Origin of the sequence: Pseudonocardia pini (assembly GCF_013870575.1) — a bacterium.
In the GTDB taxonomy this organism is placed as follows: domain Bacteria; phylum Actinomycetota; class Actinomycetes; order Mycobacteriales; family Pseudonocardiaceae; genus Pseudonocardia; species Pseudonocardia pini.
The window spans coordinates 1-2,511 of sequence record NZ_JACBXB010000795.1; the positions used below are offsets into that span (position 1 = coordinate 1).

Below are 2,511 nucleotides of genomic sequence, written 5' to 3' on the forward strand. Positions count from 1 at the left end.
CGCGGGCGGCGCGCGCCCGGGCCTCGAACACCCCGAAGCCGGTGAGGGTCACCGAGCCCCCGGAACCGACCGTGTCCGTGATGATCTCGAGCACCGCGTCCACAGCGGACGCCGCGGTCCGCTTGTCGCCGAGCTTCTCCGCGAGCGCCTCTACCAGCTGAGTCTTGTTCATGGCCCCGCACCGTAGGCGCTCTGAACCCGTTGCGCCAGAGCGCACGCGGATAACAATCGTTGGGGCACAACGAAAAACGCCGCCCACCTCGCACGGTGAGCGGCGTTTTCGCAGGTCAGGACGTTGTGACCGGCTTGTGCGCTGGTCGCTGCGCCTCGAAAGCCGTGATGGCCTCGGCGTGCCGCAGGGTCAGCCCGATGTCGTCCAGGCCCTCCAGCAGCCGCCAGCGGATGTAGTCGTCGATCTCGAAGGGGACGGTGAGGTCGTTGGCCTGCACCGTCTTCTCCCGCAGGTCCACGGTCACCTCGGTGCCGGGCTCGTTCTCCAGCAGCTTCCACAGCAGCTCGACGTCGGGCTGCGCCACCTCCGCCGCCACGAGACCGGCCTTGGCGGAGTTGCCGCGGAAGATGTCCGCGAACCGCGCCGAGACCACCACGCGGAAGCCGTAGTCCATGAGCGCCCAGACGGCGTGCTCGCGGGAGGAGCCGGTGCCGAAGTCCGGGCCCGCGACCAGCACCGAGCCGCGGGTGAACGGCTCCTGGTTGAGGATGAACGACTCGTCGTTGCGCCAGGCCGAGAAGAGGCCGTCCTCGAACCCGGTCCGCGTGACGCGCTTGAGGTAGACCGCGGGGATGATCTGGTCGGTGTCCACATTGGAACGGCGCAGCGGGACACCGATGCCCGTGTGGGTGCTGAACTTCTCCATCAGGCCAGGTCCTCCGGGCTCGACAGGGTGCCGCGCACCGCCGTCGCCGCGGCGACGAGCGGGGACACCAGGTGGGTGCGGCCGCCCTTGCCCTGGCGGCCCTCGAAGTTGCGGTTGGAGGTCGACGCGCTGCGCTCCCCCGGTGCGAGCTGGTCCGGGTTCATGCCCAGACACATCGAACAGCCCGCGGAACGCCACTCGGCCCCGGCGTCGGTGAAGACCTTGTCCAGGCCCTCCTCCTCGGCCTGGAACCGCACGCGCATCGAGCCCGGGACGACCAGCATCCGGACCCCGTCGGCGACCTTGCGCCCGTTCAGGATCTCGGCGGTGGCGCGGAGGTCCTCGATGCGGCCGTTGGTGCAGGAGCCCACGAACACGGTGTCGACCTTGACCGAGCGCAGCGGCTGCCCGGCCTCGAGACCCATGTAGGTCAACGCCTTCTCGGCGGCGACGCGCTCGTTCTCGTCCACGATGACCTCGGGGTCCGGCACGTTCGCGTGCAGCGGCAGGCCCTGGCCGGGGTTGGTGCCCCAGGTGACGAACGGGGTGAGCTCGTCCGCGTCGATGTCCACCTCGACGTCGAACGCCGCGCCCTCGTCGGTGCGCAGCTCGCGCCACTCCGCGACCGCGGCCTCCCAGTCGGCGCCCTGCGGCGCGTGGTCGCGGCCCTTCAGGTACGCGAAGGTGGTCTCGTCCGGCGAGATCATGCCCGCGCGGGCGCCCGCCTCGATCGACATGTTGCAGATCGTCATCCGGGCCTCCATCGACAGGTTGTCGATGACGTTGCCGCGGTACTCGAGCACGTAGCCCTGGCCGCCGCCGGTGCCGATCTGGGCGATGATCGCCAGCACGACGTCCTTGCTCGTGACGCCGGGGCGCAGCGAGCCGTCCGCACTGTTGACGTTGATCGCCATGGTCTTGAACCGCTTGAGCGGCAACGTCTGGGTGGCCAGCACGTGCTCGACCTCGGAGGTGCCGATGCCGAAGGCCATGGCGCCGAACGCGCCGTGCGTGGAGGTGTGCGAGTCCCCGCAGACGACCGTGGTGCCCGGCTGGGTCAGCCCCAGCTGCGGCCCGACCACGTGCACGATCCCCTGCTCGGGGTCGTTCATCGGGTACAGCCGGACGCCGAACTCCGCGCAGTTGCGCCGCAGGGTCTCCACCTGCGTGCGCGAGACGGGATCGGCGATCGGGGCGAGGACGTCGAGCGTGGGGACGTTGTGGTCCTCGGTGGCGAGCGTGAGGTCCGGCCTGCGCACGGGCCGCCCGGCGAGCCGGAGCCCGTCGAACGCCTGCGGGCTCGTGACCTCGTGCACGAGGTGCAGGTCGATGTAGAGCAGGTCGGGTTCCTGCCCCTCGCCCTTACGGACCAGGTGCTGGTCCCAGACCTTCTCGGCCAGCGTGCGTGCCACCGCTGCCGCCTCCTTCGTGTGAGCTGTGTGTCCCGGTGGTGGATTTCCCAAGATCTGGGAAGGTAGTATCGAGACGTGAGACAGTCTAGCGGCATCGGCGTGCTCGACAAGGCCGTGGGTGTACTGCGTGCGGCGGCGGACGAACCCATGGGCCTGTCCGAGCTCTGTGACGCCACCGGGCTGCCCCGGGCCACGGCGCACCGGCTCGCCGTCGGGCTCGA

At 70.1% G+C, this 2,511-nt stretch carries 4 protein-coding genes; 1 reads left to right on the plus strand and 3 read right to left on the minus strand.

The window, feature by feature from the left end:
• From H5J29_RS29030 to leuC, 3 genes are all read right to left on the minus strand, one after another.
• Positions 1 to 172: HU family DNA-binding protein (locus H5J29_RS29030; protein ID WP_181784165.1), on the minus strand; the 172-nt coding region annotated here is incomplete at its 3' end.
• 115 nt (positions 173 to 287) lie between these two features.
• Positions 288 to 878, minus strand: a complete 591-nt coding sequence (gene leuD / locus H5J29_RS29035; RefSeq protein ID WP_181784166.1) for a 3-isopropylmalate dehydratase small subunit — start codon at positions 876 to 878, stop codon at positions 288 to 290.
• Entirely contained in the window at positions 878 to 2,290 is a 1,413-nt protein-coding gene (gene leuC, locus H5J29_RS29040) for a 3-isopropylmalate dehydratase large subunit (RefSeq protein WP_181784167.1), read from the minus strand. Before leuC ends, leuD begins: the two co-directional genes overlap by 1 nt.
• A 75-nt stretch (positions 2,291 to 2,365) precedes the next feature.
• Between leuC and H5J29_RS29045 the strand changes: the two genes are divergently transcribed.
• The coding region (locus H5J29_RS29045) for a helix-turn-helix domain-containing protein (RefSeq protein ID WP_181784168.1) at positions 2,366 to 2,511 on the plus strand (146 nt) is incomplete at its 3' end.

Bases quoted from the DNA above. Each gene is read 5' to 3' on its own strand.
- leuD (WP_181784166.1), bottom strand. From the start codon at position 878: ATGGAGAAGTTCAGCACCCACACGGGCATCGGTGTCCCGCTGCGCCGT.